This is a genomic window from Shewanella sp. M-Br (assembly GCF_036245925.1).
GTDB classification, from domain to species: domain Bacteria; phylum Pseudomonadota; class Gammaproteobacteria; order Enterobacterales; family Shewanellaceae; genus Shewanella; species Shewanella oncorhynchi.
Map to the genome: position 1 here is coordinate 346785 of NZ_BJBV01000001.1, position 14974 is coordinate 361758.

A 14974-nucleotide genomic window follows, 5' to 3' on the forward strand; every position below is an offset into this window, starting at 1 on the left:
ATTAAAATGTTAACGTGCAATCAAATCTGAGTAAAATTTGCTAACCTTAACCCTAGTGAATTGCATAACGATATCGCCGCTTTTACGAGAGACAGTGTTCTAACCTCCCGCATTCAAACCACACAAGGAATGCCATGATACTCAGCAAAGGCTTTGCACAGGTCGTCTTTTTGGCGCTCAGCAGCCTTTGCTTGACTGCACAGGCCAAAGACCTGCTCGCAGTGGGTTCGAGTTTCAGTCAAATTTTCGAACTACAAGCCAATGGAGAATATACAGGCTTAGGTGTCGATATTTTGAATCGCTTCGCCCAGCAGCAAAGTGTGAACATTCACTATCAAATTACCCCATGGCGCCGCGCTATATCTATGGTTGAACGTGGCCAAGCGGATATTCTTATTGGTCCCTACGATACCCCAGAGCGTAATACCAACTTGGTTTTTGCGGCGAAGGCATTTTACCGCGATGATATGGTGTTTTATGCTCGGGCAGACAATGAAATAGTGTGGAATGGCGACTATGCCAGTATTAAAACGCAACGGATTGGAAAAATGCAGGGCTGGAGTTATGGCACACGGTTTACTGAACAAACTAAATCATTAAATATCAATGAATTTGTCGATATTAAAAGTGGCATAGAACGGCTTTCGCGGGGTGATTTAGATTTACTCGCCACCAATAGTCGCAATACAAATGCTGTGCTCGCCCAAATCAAAATCCCTAAAGCAATTACGCCAATCATGCCGATAATCGATGTGCGAGACGGCTTTATGGCTTTTCCGAAACAAGCTAAATTTGATCCGCTAAGAATTCGTTTTGACAGCTTCTTCGAGGAGATGATCCAAAATGGCACACTCACGACACTCGGCCAAAAATACCGCGTGACCTTGCCTTACTGATCCAACCTTATTATTCCCGTTAAATCTGACCCTCTTGGCGATGCTCACACCTGTAATAAAGAGTGATGGGGAACTCAGTTAGCTAAGACAAGCAATCAACTGCAGCTCAATCTCGTCCCAATTAACCTCCTCCATGGTAATCATTTCTAGTCTGGAATCTAGGATGTCATCGAGTTCAACCACAGTAAACTCATGGTCAATCCAGTTAAATCCCGCAATTCCATCAGTAGTGATCATCACGGCCTTTAATCTAAGCAACACTTGCCCAACATTGGATGACTGAGCTTGCCGCTGAATAAAATCCATTAATTTATCAAAATCAAATTCTTGACTCGGTTCAAACACCCATCCGCAGCTAAAACAACCTTCACCTTGATTCTGCTTTCGCACTATACCGCGATCATCAAAATCAAGTGCGGCTTCGATTGCACCTTCGGCAAAGAGGCTCAACTCACTCAAGCGAGAACCACCAGCACGAAACAAGCTTGGGGCCGTCGTCGGTAGGCTGCCCAGCTTTAGGCCCGCGCTAGCATGCCCATTTATATTGAGTGACACGCGCCTTGGTTGGTTAAGATAGTCCAGCAAAGCGCTAGGTAAAGGCTGTTGATTAGAGTGGCTCACTACAGGAATATCAGTACGTTCAATATGGCTTAAATAAGTCTGCAATTCATAGAGTAACTTAGTATTTTCAGCATCATACAAGTCAGACTTAGTTGCGATGATCACATCGGCCACTTGCAACTGTTGGATAAAATTTGCATGTTCGCGATAGCGAGGATCGTGGATCTTACGCGCGTCCACCAAACATAGGGTGCTACGCAGTGAAATCACATTCTGATAATGGGGCGCACTCAGTACTTTAATGATTTCATTAGGATGCCCAAGCCCAGTCGGTTCAATCAATAAGCGGTCAGGTTTCGCTTTCGCAATCAACTGATTGATTGCCACTTGTGTCGGAACGCCCGCGGCGCAGCACATACAGCCACCCGCAACCTCACGAATTTGTATGCCGTTATCGGAGGAATTAAGTAACCCCGCATCAATGCCAACCTCACCAAATTCATTGACCAGTACTGCCCAAATTTCATCCGCGGGTTTAGTCGCCAGCAATTGCTTAATCAGAGAGGTTTTACCTACACCTAAAAAACCTGTAATGATATTGGTAGGAATCGCTTTGATAATCATAAGGAAACTCGCTCGAATAGAAAGCTTGGCGCTCGAGTGTAGAAGTATTGGCTTTGAAGCTCAACAAAAAGCGCATCGGTGAGGATGCGCTTTTAGAATAGCGACAGGCTATGTAGCAAAATATGCAACTGACTATTCAACAGTCTAATCAACAAACTAGGCAACCGTTAAACGGCTAAGCTAATAGGCACTTTGCACTTATTAGCCTTGATTGTTGGGCTTAGCTTATTTTGACTGAACTTATTTTGACTTAGCCTATTTTGACTTATTGGTGCGAGAGCCAAAACCTGACTTATTGCTCACCAAATTCGACTTAGGTTTAGTTGCATTAAACGGCTTACCTGAGCCAGAAGCTGGCTTAGTACGGCTAGAGGATTTATCTGCACCTGCTTTGCTGTCCTGTGCTTTACCTTTCGCGTACTTACCCTGACGAGACTGACCAATAGTACGATCCTGCGGCGCCTTATGGCTCCACTTTCCAATCGGCTTAATCGGTGCCGCGGGCGCATCACGGTAACGGGCAGGTAAAGGCGTGCCTTCTTCATAACCTGGTTGTACCGACACGGGCAGTTTCTGCTCAATCAAGGCTTCAATTTCAGCGAGCATTTCATCGTCAGAAGGTGAAACAAACGAAATCGCGCGGCCGGTTAATCCAGCTCGGCCTGTACGACCAATACGATGGATATAATCTTCGGCAAGGAAAGGTAATTCAAGGTTGATCACCATAGGCAAGGCATGAATGTCTAAACCACGAGCAGCCACATCGGTCGCCACCAGCACCCGCAATTTACCGGCTTTAAACTCTTCCAACACCCGATTACGGGCGCCTTGTGTTTTATCGCCGTGGAATACACCTGCGGCTATGCCATCAAGCTTTAATTCTTGTAATAAATGCTCGGCGCTTTCTTTCGTGCTGGCAAACACCAGCACTTGGCGCCAATTGTTGCGGCCAACCAATTCAGACAACAGCTCGGCTTTGCGACGTTTATCAACGCGATAGACTTCCTGCACAACTGTGGATGCGGTAGTCGTGTCAGCAACATTCACCCACTGAGGTTCATTCAGCATTTTCTCGGCGAGTTGTTTGACTGCATCGCTATATGTGGCTGAAAACAACATGGTTTGATGCTGCGGCGCAATTAAGCGTTTCACTTTTTCAATGTCGCGCACAAAACCCATGTCTAACATACGGTCGGCTTCGTCAATCACTAATGTGGTAACGCTCGACAAATCTAACTGGAATTGGCCGATAATATCGAATAAACGACCAGGAGTTGCCACCAAAATATCAACGCCCTGCTCTACCCCTTTACGCTGGGGATTCATGTTGGCGCCGCCGTAAACCGCTAAGGTTTTCAGTGGTAGGAACTGGCTGTATTTTTGGATATTTTCGCAGACTTGAATCGCAAGTTCGCGGGTTGGAGTCATCACCAACGCGCGTAAAATCGGTTTATCATTGCTGTCGCTTGTTAAAGAATCAGCCGCCAACTTTTCAAGTACAGGCAGAGCAAAGGAAGCCGTCTTACCTGTACCCGTTTGGGCGCAGGCCATAATGTCTTTGCCTTCAAAGGCAAGCGGGATCACTTTCTCTTGCACTTGAGTGAGTTGCTGATAGCCACACTCAGTTATCGCATTCAAAATAGGAGAAGATAAACCGAGTGTTTCAAATTTCATAGGGACTCTTTAGCTAAGTAGTAAAACTTTGATGCGAGGTGATACTCAATGCCCCAACGCGGGGCCGCGGAGTCTAGCAAAATCCGCGGCGTTTTTATAGGCAATTATCGCCACTAAGTTAATATCTCCTCAGACATGGGAGACTAAAAGCGGATCCTGTAAGTATTTTTGGCTAAATTCACCCGAAGGCACAGGTCTTGAGAACAAGTAACCTTGGCCGTAGTCACAGCCTGCAGCCAACAACACTTGGCACTGCGCATCGGTTTCGACACCTTCGGCAATCACCTTCATTCCCAACTTGTGGGCCATCACGATAATCGCCTCGCAGAGAATTTGATCGTTTGAATCGGTATCGATATGGCGGGTAAAAGATTGATCAATTTTAAGATAATCAATGTCAAACTTTTTCAAATAGGCAAGTGACGAATAGCCAGTACCAAAATCGTCCAGCGACACTTGCACACCCGCATCGCGGTAGGCCAGTAGTTTTTCGGTTACACCCATACTGGCATCCAATAACAAGCCTTCGGTAATTTCAACGCACACGCCCGCGCCTGTAATATTAAGATCTTGCAATAACTTCAACCAATCATTGAGCAGCGTGCCTTCATCACGAAATTGGATTGGGGATTTATTGACGCTGATTTGGATTTCAACCCCTAATTCATGACGCCACGCCGCACTCTGGCGAGCGGCTTGCTCGAACACCCAATTGCCGATTTCAACAATCAAGCCGGTGTCTTCCGCAACAGGAATAAACTCTGCAGGCGACACAGCACCACGCTCTGCATGATGCCAGCGGATCAAGGCTTCAGCCTTGGTCACTTCACCCGTTGCTAAGGCAACAATCGGCTGATAATGCAGTTCAAATTCTTTATTCACGACCGCTTGACGTAAGTCTTGGATCAAGCGCATGCGGTATTTGGCGTATTCCTGCATCGATGGGGTGAAATAGTTGAAGCGATTACGCCCTTGATCTTTCGCCGCATACATCGCCTGATCCGCATGCTTGAGAAGCCCTTCAATACTGGTCGAATCATCGGGATATAAAGTAATCCCAATACTGACGCTGATATAAGCGGTTTCTTCCCCTAACACATAGGGTTCGGCAATTCGTCGCAAAATATTCTCGGCGACGCGCTCAATCCCCTTATGGTCTTCCATCGAACTTAACACCACAGTAAATTCATCGCCGCCAAGACGCGCCACGACGTCGGCATCACGCACACAGGATTTCAAACGACTCGCGGTTTCTATCAGCAGTAAATCGCCCATGGCATGGCCTAAGGTGTCATTCACTTCTTTAAAGAAATCTAAATCCAAGAACAATAAGGCAAAGTGGTTGCGATTGCGGTCGGCATTTTTCACTTCACTGCTTAAATACTCCAACAACATGCGCCGATTAGGCAACCCCGTCAGCGTATCGTAGTTAGCCTGTTTCCAAATCAGATGTTCATTTTGCTTCTTATCGGTAATGTCTGAGAACAGGGCAACACGTCGATAGGGATGGCCTTCTTTATCATTAATCGTATTGATGGTTAACCAGATGACATATTCCTCGCCATTTTTGCGCCGCTGCCACATTTCCCCCTGCCATTGGCCTTTCTCGCGGATTTCATTATTCATTTTGGTGTAAAAATCACGGCCATTAAGGTCACAATAAAGCAGCCGAATATGTTGGTCCCGCACTTCAAATTCGCGATAGCCGGTCATCACGCTAAAGGCGGCGTTGACGGTAATGATCACGCCCTTTTCATCGAGTACACTCATAGCTTCTGAGCTGTTGTCGTATACCAGCGCCGACAATTTCAATGATTCTTCGATTAGTTTTGCGTCGGTAATATCGGTATAGGTTCCGCACATCCGCAGAGCATTATCATTGGCGTCACGGCTCACCACTTTGCCCGTGTCTAAAATCCAGCGTACTTTGCGATTGAGTGTATTTAGACGATATTCCATCTTATGCTGCGCCGTTTCGCCGCGAATATGGGCCTCAATCGAATGCAACACTTTAGGCCTATCTTCGGCGACAATCGCGTCCATCCATTGGCGACTGTTGGCGTTGAGCATATCCACATCGCAGCCGAGAATATCGGCGCTGCGGGCGTTACGTTCGATACGATCATGACGAATATCCCAATCCCATACCCCAAGATCGCTACTGCTCAGCACCAGTTCGAGTTGCTCACGACTAGCAAGTACCTCTTGGTCGGCAAAGGCTTGGGCAGTAATATCTAAATATCCAGCAATAACAAGCAACACGGCGTTATTGCCCCCCCGTTTGCAGGCGACTGTCATATGGGTGTAAACCACGCTGCCGTCTTTAACGATAAAACGCTTATCCATCTCGTAATTATCGATATCGCCTTGCAGCATGAGCTCAAATTTCAGCGCATCGGTTTCTAAATCATCGGGATGGGTGATTTGCGCCCACGTCATCCGCAGCAATTCAGCCTCTGAATATTTGAGCATTTGGCATAAACGTGGATTCACCTTTATCCACTTTTGGTCAATCCCCGTTATCGCAATACCAATGTTGCCCGCGTTGAATTGGCTGCGAAATAGGAAATCGTCCTGCAGGCGAATTTGTTCATCACGTTCTAACTCAAAACGCCGTGACAACAGGCGGCTCAGTAGCCAAGTCGCAATGGGGAAAATGGTGAGCACAGGTAAGGTGACTTGTTCAAGTAAGGGCATTCCGATGCCATTGGGTAAAAATACGAACCACAACAACATCACGATATGGACTGCATAGGCGAAGAGAAAAATTTCTCCACCTGAAATATTGGCTAACAGAGACTTACGATATTGACGCCAGATCACCCCGATTAAACCGGATGACACTATCACGCCGACGCCAATCCATATACCAGCGCCACCGATACTGATGCGATACAGCGCCGTCATCACGACAGCAACCAAGGTCGGTAAACCACCGAAAAATAGACCAGAAATACAGAGAATAACCGAACGGGTATCAAAGAAAACGCCAGGCAAATATACCCAAGGCGTACTCATAATAGTGATACCAATGCCACCAATCAGCATCCCAATAATGATGCGCCACAGTAAAAAATACTGCCGCTGGTGTTTTTTAGGGATCACGTCGTACAAAAATACCAACGCCAGCAATAAAGCCGCATTTTGTACTAACGGAAAGAGAATACCTTTATCCATAACTCAGAGAGTGACTCCAAAAATGAGGGGGCTTGATACCATTTTAACATTCCCCCACAAGTGTAGCAGAATCACTTAGAAATCATGCGTTAATTCCCTTTGCCGCATCACACTTTGGACTTACCACATTACATTTTGCAATAGAGTTGTTGACGATATTGCTCTGCAATAGAATGCCAGTCAAAACGCTGTGCCATGGCCGCAGCACGCACTTGTGGCCATGTTTTTCCCTCGAAACAAGCAATGGCTTGCACCAACCTTTGCAAAAACGCTTCGGCTTGCTCATTTAAGCTATTGCCGTTAAAAGCAAAACCATTAACGCCATCCTCAACGGTATCCTTTAAACCGCCTACACTATGCACTAAACATGGCTGTCCCTCGCGCATGGCCAACATTTGACTGATGCCACAGGGCTCAAAGGAACTTGGCATCAAAAACAGATCGCCATGCTGATACAGCGCTTCGGATAACGCCTCGTTGTATCCTTGCAAAAATAATAGGTTATCGTATTTAGCCCCTAACGCTTGAAAAGACTTAGCAATCGATGCGTCGCCACTGCCGAGTAAAATCAGCAGCGCCGTCGGTTTTGTCTGCTTCAATGCTTTAAGTAAGGTCTCAAGCACAGATAAACCCGAGGACAATTGATGGCGCAGCAGTAAGACTTTTTGATCGGTCAAGCGGCCCACCGAAGTCAATAGCAGACTCGGTACTTGCTCCGCCATTGCTTGACGCCAATGGGCTTGGGTGCGGGCAAAAGCGATCATGTCCACGCCACTCACTTGCGTTTGATGCCCCTGCCATTGCACTAACGCAGTTTCAATCGCACTGAGCAATTGCTTGAACTCGGGTACTTGAATACGCGCAGGTGGCTTAGCGGGTAAATCCGATACTGACGAATATACACAGCCATTTAAAATCCCCACCACTTTGCCGTCATTGGCCTTGGCCTGTAAGTCTTGCTCTAACCCTTCACCACCAAAAAATCCCGCTTCGGGTCTGGAGGGCTGCAACACTTCTTTGGCATAACTGGGTGAGACTAAATGCACTTTGTCGCTCAGCACTATGCCCATGCGCATAGGGTTAACACAGTAGGGATAACGGGGATCGGTGATCAGCTGTTTTTGCCCCTGCGTCAAAGTGGCAAACAGCTCGGGAAACCAAGCCGCAAAAGAGGATGAATCTTGGCTTAAGGGACGTATCCCCTGCAGCGCAAGATTGTGGATAGAGAACACACACTCAATGTCTTTGAGTGCACTGAACTCAGGCACGAATGCTCTTAACATGGCTAAGCAGCCAGCATGCCAGTCATGTAAATGCAGCACAGCCGGCATAGGCACTCGGCCAGTAACTAATGCTGTCGCGACGCTCGCGCAAAGAAAAGCAAACTTAGTCGCATCGTCGGCGAAAGGACGCTCGGCACTGCCTTGGCTATAAATCTGCCCAGGTACGGATTGCCATAATGCATGTTCGAGCAGATAAATCATCGCCTCTGGCACATGGGGATGGGGCATGGAAAACACATGCACCCGCTCCAATCGGCCACCAAAGGCCACAGTTAACTCACCCAGATCTTGGGGTTGATTCGCTACCGCAGTTAAAAAGCCATAGCTTGGCATGATCACATCGGCGCACAAATCAACACCCGCCAGAGCGGCGGGTAAATCACGGATGACATCCGCCATACCGCCAACCTTGGCGCCCGCAAGGGCACCGTTTTCAGCCGCGACCATCAAAATGCGTTGTTTCAATTAATTGGATACTCCCGCTACTTCAACTGTGCAGCTTTTATTAAGCTGCCTATACCTAAGCCATTTTTACTTTAATGATCAATTTACTTTAATGCTCAAATCACTATTCATAGCCTACAGGCAAACCTAGCATGTCACGGGTCACTAAAGTCACGCCTTTTTCCGACACCCTAAAGCCTTTAGCTCTGTCGTGATCATGGTTATAACCTATTACCATGCCTTCGGGAATAATGCAGCCACGGTCAAGTATCGCATTCTTGATTTTGCAATGGCGCAGCACGACTACATCGGGTAGCACTACTGAATCTTCAACCAACGAATAAGAACAAACGCGCACTTCGTTAAACAATACGCTACGGCGCACTGTCGCACCCGAAATAATACAACCGCCCGAAACAATCGAGTCCAACGCCATACCGCGTCTGTCATCGTCATCAAACACAAATTTAGCGGGCGGCAATTGTTCTTGGAAAGTCCAAATTGGCCATTTGGCATCGTACAAATTCAGTGCTGGCGTGGGCGATAACAGCTCCATATTCGCTTGCCAGAAAGAGTCTAGCGTCCCCACATCGCGCCAATAGGCTTGCTCGTTCGGGAAAGCGCTCTTAAAGGGATAGGCGAACACATTATGTTTTTCGATGATCGCAGGAATAATATCCTTACCAAAATCGCGGTCTGAGCTTTCGTTTAGGGCATCTTTCTTGAGTTGGTCAAACAAAAACTCTGTGTTAAACACATAGTTGCCCATAGATGCTAAACACATTTCAGGATTACCCGGAGAATGCTTAGGCTGCAGCGGCTTTTCTTCAAAGCCTAAAATGCGCATCTCTTCGTCGACTTCCATCACCCCAAACGAACCCGCCGCTTCGGCAATCGGCACTTCAAGGCATGAGACTGTCATGTCTGCGCCCGACTCGGCATGGGCGGCTAATAACCCCGCATAATCCATGCGATACACGTGATCGCCAGACAACACCATCACGTATTTAGGCAGCTCGTGGCGAATGATATCGATATTTTGAAATACCGCATCGGCCGTGCCTTGGTACCAGTTTTCCGAATAGCGTTGTGAAGCGGGTAAAATCTCCACCGACTCGCCTAACTCTTTCTTAAAATGGCCCCAACCGCGCATCACATGGCGGATCAAGGAATGCGACTTGTACTGAGTCACAACCCCGACACGACGAATACCCGAGTTAATACAATTTGAGAGCGGGAAATCGATAATACGAAACTTACCACCGAAATACAGTGCAGGTTTAGCACGCCAATCCGTGAGTTCATGCAAGCGAGACCCGCGCCCACCAGCTAAAATCAACGCATAGGTTTCACGAGTTAAATTACTGATATAACGAACATTAGACATAGGCTCTTACTCCGAAATCGGCAAACTGATTGCCCATAAATGGCTTATCGATACGGCAGATACTGCCGTACTCCCCTGAGTATTTCTCACTTGCATTCCCCATTCCTTCCATTGATTACTGCACTCCTTTCAAACACTTATACTCAACCGCTATAACAAGACTTATAACCCAGAGCCCAGCCCTTACAGTTTCCAAATTTCATCGCGATAACCCGCGATCGTCACATCACTCGAAAAACGTCCACTGGCGGCGGTATTGCGAATACTCATCTGCGTCCACACCTGCGGATCTTTATAGGCCCGCGCCACGGCTTCTTGCACGACTCGGTAACTGTCAAAGTCGGCGGCCGTCATCCATTGATCGTCGCTGCTTTCGATGGCGGCAATAATGGGATCGAAAATCCCCGGCTCCAGCAGATTGAAATGACCACTTTTGAGTAACTTCATCACCTCAGATAACGCCGGTGAATCGTCAATAATGCTGCGTGGATGATAGTGACTACGTACCTGCGAGACCTGCTCCGCATTGAGTCCGAACAGGAAGAAGTTCTCTGAACCTACTTCCTCTAACATCTCGATATTGGCGCCATCCATAGTGCCGATTGTCAGGGCGCCGTTCATCATGAACTTCATATTGCCCGTGCCCGATGCCTCTTTGCCCGCGGTTGAAATTTGCTCGGACAAATCAGTCCCCGGACAGATTTTTTCCATGGCGCTGACGTTGTAGTTTGGTAAGAAAGCAAAGCGTAGGTAAGGCGTCACCATAGGATCGGAATTGACCATATGAGCAACATTGCTGGCGAGCTTGATGATCAACTTAGCCATAAAGTAACCGGGCGCCGCTTTACCGCCGATCAATACACAACGTGGCACCATGTTTTCGGTGTGGCCTTGCTGGATCTGGTGATAGAGATGAATCACATGCAAGATATTGAGTAACTGACGTTTATATTCGTGAATACGCTTCACTTGCACGTCAAACAGCATCGCCGGATCGAACTCAACCCCACATTCCTTAACAATCATCTTAGCCAGCAAAGCCTTGTTGGCTTGCTTCACATCACGCCATTTTTGGATAAACGCATTGTCCTGTGTGAGGGCATTGAGCGCCGTTAACTGGCTTAAGTCTGTCACCCATTCTTGACCTAAATGGGCAGTCAGTAACTTAGCTAAGGCAGGGTTACAATGGGCAAGCCAACGCCTTGGCGTCACACCATTGGTACGGTTATTAAACTTATGCGGCCACAACTCATAGAAATCCTTAAACAACCCAGATTTGAGTAGTTGCGTGTGTAAACCCGCGACACCGTTGACCGAGAAACTCGCCACAATCGCCAAATACGCCATACGTACATGGGGATGTGGGCCATCTTGAATAATTGACATACTCGCCAATTTCTCACTATTTCCAGGCCAATGGTGGGCGACTATATCTAAGTAACGGGCGTTGATTTCATAAATGATTTCTAAGATGCGTGGCAACATTTGCGCCATCATACGCACGGGCCAACGCTCTAGTGCTTCAGGCAACAGGGTATGGTTAGTGTAAGCCATGGTCTGGCTGGTAATCGCCCACGCACTGTCCCATTCCAAACCGTATTCGTCGATCAATAACCGCATCAACTCAGGCACGGCAATGCTAGGGTGAGTGTCATTCAACTGCATGACATTTTTAGCGGCAAACTGCGTAAAATCATGACCATGACGACTCACCCAACGTTTGAGTAAATCCTGCAAGCTAGCGGAGGATAAAAAGTATTGCTGACGTAATCGCAGCTCTTTGCCGTTCTCGCTCGCATCATTTGGATAGAGTACCATAGTGATCTGCTCGGCCAAGTTTTTACGGGCCACGGCTTCTGTGTAGTCGCCTTGATTAAACTCAGCTAAATCAAAATCATCGGTCGCTTCAGCCTTCCACAATCTCAAGGTATTTACCCGCCCATTGCGATAACCAGGAACTGGCATGTCATAGGCGACGGCGAGCACATCTTGGGTTTCAACCCAAATAATGTGCCTACGGCCTTGTTTATCGACATAGGATTCGGTATGGCCAAAAAATGGCACTATTACGTTGTGGGTAGGGACACGCACTTCCCACGGATTACCTTCGCGCAACCAACGGTCAGGGCGTTCAACTTGGTAACCGTCGACTATCTTCTGGGCGAACATGCCATATTCGTAACGTATGCCATAACCCGTCACTGATAAGTCCATGCTGGCGCAGCTATCGAGGAAACACGCGGCTAATCGACCTAGGCCGCCGTTGCCTAAACCAGCATCATGTTCGGCCTCTTCTAACTCTTCTAACGATACCGCATAGTTGCTCAAGGCATCACGGCTATCTTGTTGCAAATCTAAACTCAGTAGTGCATTACCTAGCGCCCGGCCCATCAAAAATTCGAGGGATAAATACGCCACTTGCTTGCGCTTAAAATGGCTGTCATCCACTCGAGTCTGACGCCAATTATCTAGCATCTGTTCTTTCACGCTGTATGCTAACGCTTGAAATAATTCGCAGCTCACGCCTTCGCCACGGCTGAGTCCATAACGTAAATGGCGCTCAAAAGAAGCGGGCAAAGCATCGCAGGGTTCACAGGGCTCAGCGGCTTTAGACTTAGTCTGACGTTTAGCGGGAGCTTTCTTGCTCGCGGCTTTTGACTGAGCTAGTGTTACTGGTTTTTCGCTGGTATTGGGGCTCAGCTCGCTTTTGTCACTCATAGTTAATTCCTTCATTTCCTATAAAATCAGCATGAAAAAGCATGAGACTACGATCTTGCAGTAAGTATCGCGTCGCAGAGATCTGAACATCCGGCGGCTCAGTTTGGGTATGAATAAGGCATTGCCACGGACTCAAGTGCTCGAAAGTCGGTAGGGTAAAAGCGAGAGGATTGTCGTCGGCATTAACCATCAACAGCAAAGCTTGCTGCTTGCCTTGATCTTCTAAATCACCGGAAAGCACCACAGACAAACTGCGGCACATAGATTCGGTCCACAAGCTCTTGGTCATTTGTTCACCTTGGCGACTAAACCAATCTAATCGAGTACCAATATCGGCTAAGGATTCAGCCAATAACTGTTCGTGAATGAAGCGCTTAGCACATAACAGCGGGAAACGTTTGCGCAGGGCGATAAGCTGTTGAGTAAAGGCCAACAGCTCAGTGTCCATGCCCTTTGCCGACCAATCAAACCAGTTCAGTTCATTGTCTTGGCAATAGGCATTATTGTTGCCTTGCTGAGTGCGGCCTGTCTCATCACCGCTCAACAACATAGGCACACCTTGAGATAAAAATAGCGTAGTCAATAAGTTACGTTGTTGACGACTGCGAAGTTCTAGAATTGAGCTATCTTCGGTTTCCCCTTCAATCCCATAATGATGGCTGAAGTTTTCTTGGTGACCATCGCGGTTATCCTCCCCATTTGCCAAGTTATGGCGCTGGGTATAACTCACTAAGTCTTTAAGAGTAAAACCGTCGTGACTGGTTAAAAAATTAAGACTGGTCGCAGGTGGACGGCCACTGTGCTCAAAAAAAATCCCCCGAGCCGTGAAAACGCCGAGCAAATTCGGGCAACATGCTGTGATCGCCGCGCCAAAAGCGGCGCATAGTGTCTCTATATCTGTCATTCCATTCGCTAAAAGCCACGGGAAAATTGCCCAATTGATAACCACCGGGGCCAATATCCCAAGGCTCAGCAATCAATTTCACTCGGCACAAAACAGGGTCTTGCAACAGCGCATCGAAGAAACCTGAGCCGGGATCAAAACCATAAGCCTCGCGACCTAAGCAAGCCGCCAAGTCGAAGCGAAACCCATCGACACCCATGATTTCTACCCAGTAACGCAGCGAATCCAGCACTAGCTGTAACATGCGTGGATGATTGATATTTAAGGTGTTTCCACAACCCGTATCATTAATATAAAAACGCTTATCGTTAGGATGCAGGCGGTAATAACTGAGATTATCTATGCCACGAAAACTAAAGGTCGGCCCAAGTCGACTCCCCTCGGCGCTGTGGTTATAGACCACATCGAGGATCACTTCGATACCTGCGCCGTGAAGTGCATCCACCATGGCCCGAAACTCACCAATATCGTCGGATGACAGATAACTCGGCTCAGGGGCAAAAAAGCCGATACTGTTGTAACCCCAATAGTTAGTGAGCTTTTTCTCGAGCAAAAAGGGCTCAGTGAAAAAGGCCTGTACAGGAAGTAACTCGACACACGTCACCCCAAGTTCGGCCAAATAATCGATAGCAGGCTGAGTCGCTAAGCCCGCAAAGGTGGCACGTTTATGGGGTTCAATCTCAGGATGCACCGCCGTAAAGCCTTTAACGTGCATCTCATAAATGATACTGCGCTCTAGAGGTTTGGGCTGAAACCTAGTCGCAAGGGGCTGAATCGACTGCTTAGCGGCGATGTCGATTAATGGACGAATGTCTACGACTTTACATTTTGGCACATAGGCAGCGTTATCTAACTTACTGAAAGATAAGTCTTCATCCTTATGATTCAGCTCGTAACCATAGTTAGACTCATGGTCGCGATATTCACCGACCAGCTGGCGGGCATAGGGGTCGAGCAATAATTTATTGGGGTTAAATCTATGGCCAAGCTGAGGCTCATAGGAGCCATAAACGCGATAGCCGTAGAGTTGCCCCGCCTTGAGCCCATGCACAAACACATGCCAGATTTGCTGGGTTTGCTCAGTTAACGCAATCCGCGCGATTTCTTGCTCGCCATTGTCGTCAAATAGGCATAACTCGACCGCTGTCGCGTTAGCTGAAAATAACGCAAAGTTGACGCCATCGCCCTCAACACTCGCACCGAGCGGAAAAGGCTCACCTGCGCCCAAGGCCCATTTTTCACTTTGAGAAGGGTTATGTTTAACGTCAGGGTTGAGCTTGATATCATCAGCTGTGGGCTTTTGCAT

7 protein-coding genes and 1 pseudogene are annotated in these 14974 nt (G+C 47.6%); 1 reads left to right on the forward strand and 7 read right to left on the reverse strand.

What is annotated here, in order from left to right; genetic code table 11:
- The first annotated feature begins 134 nt into the window (after positions 1 to 134).
- Positions 135 to 896 carry a substrate-binding periplasmic protein gene (locus AAA952_RS01420; RefSeq protein ID WP_338253747.1) on the forward strand — a complete coding sequence of 254 codons (762 nt, stop codon included), beginning with the start codon at positions 135 to 137 and terminating at the stop codon, positions 894 to 896.
- Positions 897 to 974: 78 nt separating this feature from the next.
- On the opposite strand, the gene AAA952_RS01425 is transcribed toward AAA952_RS01420, so the two are convergent.
- The 7 genes and pseudogenes from AAA952_RS01425 to glgX all read right to left on the reverse strand — a co-directional run bounded on the left by AAA952_RS01425 (position 975) and on the right by glgX (position 14974).
- A complete protein-coding gene (locus AAA952_RS01425) occupies positions 975 to 2081 on the reverse strand; it encodes a CobW family GTP-binding protein (protein WP_338253749.1) in 1107 nt (368 codons plus the stop codon).
- Between the two features lie 255 nt (positions 2082 to 2336).
- A complete protein-coding gene (locus AAA952_RS01430; protein WP_338253752.1) occupies positions 2337 to 3755 on the reverse strand; it encodes a DEAD/DEAH box helicase in 1419 nt (472 codons plus the stop codon).
- Between the two features lie 129 nt (positions 3756 to 3884).
- Entirely contained in the window at positions 3885 to 6932 is a 3048-nt protein-coding gene (locus AAA952_RS01435) for an EAL domain-containing protein (protein ID WP_338253754.1), read from the reverse strand.
- A 128-nt stretch (positions 6933 to 7060) separates the two neighbouring features.
- Complete coding sequence (locus AAA952_RS01440; RefSeq protein WP_338253756.1) at positions 7061 to 8680, reverse strand: glycogen synthase; 1620 nt, start codon at positions 8678 to 8680, stop codon at positions 7061 to 7063.
- A gap of 103 nt (positions 8681 to 8783) precedes the next feature.
- Entirely contained in the window at positions 8784 to 10046 is a 1263-nt protein-coding gene (gene glgC / locus AAA952_RS01445; RefSeq protein ID WP_006085131.1) for a glucose-1-phosphate adenylyltransferase, read from the reverse strand.
- Between the two features lie 183 nt (positions 10047 to 10229).
- Positions 10230 to 12764, reverse strand: coding sequence for a glycogen/starch/alpha-glucan phosphorylase (locus AAA952_RS01450; protein WP_212600350.1), 2535 nt, complete (start codon positions 12762 to 12764; stop codon positions 10230 to 10232).
- A pseudogene (glgX, locus tag AAA952_RS01455) lies at positions 12757 to 14974 on the reverse strand (glycogen debranching protein GlgX). Before glgX ends, AAA952_RS01450 begins: the two are co-directional and overlap by 8 nt.

Coding starts and splice junctions, on each gene's coding strand:
- AAA952_RS01430 (WP_338253752.1), bottom strand. CDS start 3,755: ATGAAATTTGAAACACTCGGTTTATCTTCTCCTATTTTGAATGCGATA.
- glgC (WP_006085131.1), bottom strand. CDS start 10,046: ATGTCTAATGTTCGTTATATCAGTAATTTAACTCGTGAAACCTATGCG.
- AAA952_RS01450 (WP_212600350.1), bottom strand. CDS start 12,764: ATGAGTGACAAAAGCGAGCTGAGCCCCAATACCAGCGAAAAACCAGTA.
- AAA952_RS01420 (WP_338253747.1), top strand. CDS start 135: ATGATACTCAGCAAAGGCTTTGCACAGGTCGTCTTTTTGGCGCTCAGC.
- AAA952_RS01435 (WP_338253754.1), bottom strand. CDS start 6,932: ATGGATAAAGGTATTCTCTTTCCGTTAGTACAAAATGCGGCTTTATTG.
- AAA952_RS01425 (WP_338253749.1), bottom strand. CDS start 2,081: ATGATTATCAAAGCGATTCCTACCAATATCATTACAGGTTTTTTAGGT.